The sequence below is a fragment of the Sandarakinorhabdus sp. genome, from assembly GCF_040398645.1.
Lineage (GTDB): Bacteria > Pseudomonadota > Alphaproteobacteria > Sphingomonadales > Sphingomonadaceae > Sandarakinorhabdus.
On record NZ_JBBATR010000068.1, the window covers coordinates 5,609 to 7,876 of the forward strand.

Here is a 2,268-nt window from a genome sequence, read left to right on the forward strand (position 1 = left end):
TCAGGCCGCGCTGCGCAGGCCGATATTCTGCGCCAGCCGCCACAGTTTTTCCGGCGTGGCAGGCATTTCAACCTGCTGGCCGCCCAGTGCGTCGATGATGGCATTGATCACCGATGGCATCGCGCCGATCGTGCCGGCCTCCCCGCAGCCCTTCACGCCCAGCGGGTTGGTGGGGGAGGGGGTGTTGAGCGTTTCAAACGCCACCACTGGCGGCATCACATCGGCGCGCGGGATGCCATAATCCATGAAGCTGCCGGTGATCAGCTGGCCGGCTTCGTCATAGACGATGTTTTCCAGTACGGCCTGGCCCAGGCCCTGCGCGATGCCGCCGTGGATCTGGCCTTCCACCAGCATCGGGTTCACCAGCACGCCAAAATCATCAACCAGGCCGTAGCGGGTGACGGCGATCATGCCGGTGTCAGCGTCCAGCTCCACCTCGGCGATGTGGCAGCCATTGGGGAAGGTGGGGGCCGGCTTGCCTTCCTTGGTCTGATAGCGGCTGCGGCCATCCAGCTTGCCGGGGTGGCGAGTGGCCAATTCGGCCCACGAAGCGGTTGCATTGCTGGCGCGGGCGCGAAACAGGCCATCGGCATAATCGACATCGCTGCCCAGATCGGCGCTGGCCAGCTCGCTGCCGCGTGCCAGCATGTCGTCGGCGCATTGCAGCACCGCGCCGCCGCCGAACGCCATCGAGCGGGAACCGCCGGTGCCGCCGCCGACATCCATGCGCTCGCTATCGCCCTGCACGATGCGGATCTGGTCCATATCGATGCCCAACCGCGCCGCCAGCACCTGCGCATACACCGTCTCGTGGCCCTGGCCGTTGGACTGGGTGCCCACCGCCATTTCGATCATGCCATCGCTGGCCACCCGCACATCGGCGTGCTCTTCGGTGCCGCCGCCGCCGGCGATTTCGACATAATAGGCCATGCCGCGGCCCAGCAGGCGCCCGCGCCGCGCCGCGTCGGCCTGCCGGCCGGCGAACCCATCCCAATCGCAAACTTGCTTGGCGCGTTCCAGCACGGCCGGGAAATTGCCGATATCAAAGGTGAGGCCCAGGCCATTGGCGTGCGGCAGTTCAGCGGGCAGCAGCAGATTGCGCAGCCGCATCTCGTCAACGCCGATGCCGATTTCGCGCGCTGCCGCTTCGATCAACCGCTCCATGATATAGGCCGATTCGGGCCGGCCGGCGCCGCGATAGGCATCCACCGGCGTGGTGTTGGTGACAACGCCGTGCACCAGATTGTGGATGGCGGGGATGCGATAGACGCCGCCCATGATGCGGCCGCCCGCCATCGTCTGGATCGCCGGCCCGAACTGCGCCTGATAGGCGCCGAGATCAGACCAGGTTTCCACTTGCAGCGCCAATATGCCGCCCTGTGCATCCAGCGCCAGCGCCGCCTTGGTGGTCATGGCGCGGCCGTGGGTGTCGGTCTGGAAGGCATCGCTGCGCTCCCCAGTCCATTTCACCGGGCAGCCGAGTTCGCGCGCGGCGTGCAGGCACAGTGCATATTCGGGGTATAAGAAGCTCTTCATGCCGAAGCCGCCGCCGACATCGTGGGTGACCACCCGCACCTGATCGACCGGCACTTTCAGGATCGCCTTGGCCAATTCGCGGCGCATCGAGGTGACGCCCTGGCTGCCGGTGGTGAGCGTGAAGCCGGCCTCTGCATCATATTCGCCCAGCGCCGCGCGCACTTCCATCGATGTGGGGGCAACCCGGTTTTGCAGGATTTCCAGGCGCGTGACATGGGCTGCGCCGGCGATAGCGGCTTCAACCGCAGCGCCGTCACCCACCTGCCAATCGAACAGGCTGTTTGATTTGGCATCGGCCCAGATCAACGGCGCATCATCGGCCAGGGCCGCACTGATGCTGGCGACAACGGGCAATTCTTCGTATTCGACCCAGACGGCTTCGGCGCCGGCGCGCGCGGCCTCGCGGGTTTGCGCCACCACAAAGGCCACGCCATCGCCGACAAAACGCACCCGGCCCTCGGCCAGCAGCACGCGCGGCGTTTTCACATCGCCTGACAGCGGCACCAGGCAGGGAATCGGGCCATATTCAGCGACATCGCTGTGCGTGTACACGGCCAGCACGCCCGGCACGGCCAGCGCTGCCTCGGTATCGATGCTGATGATCTGGGCATGGGCATGCGGGCTGCGCAGCGTGACACCATAGGCCATGCCGGGACGCGACAGATCGTCGGTATACTGGCCCTTGCCAGTGAGAAAACGCGCATCTTCAACCCGCAGGGTCGATTGGCCGGT

1 protein-coding gene is annotated in these 2,268 nt (G+C 66.1%); it reads right to left on the reverse strand.

The genetic code is table 11. The features are described from left to right. Nucleotides 1-2,268, reverse strand: a 2,268-nt coding sequence (locus ABWP50_RS11975; RefSeq protein WP_353218219.1) for a xanthine dehydrogenase family protein molybdopterin-binding subunit, incomplete at its 5' end; no start/stop codon positions are given.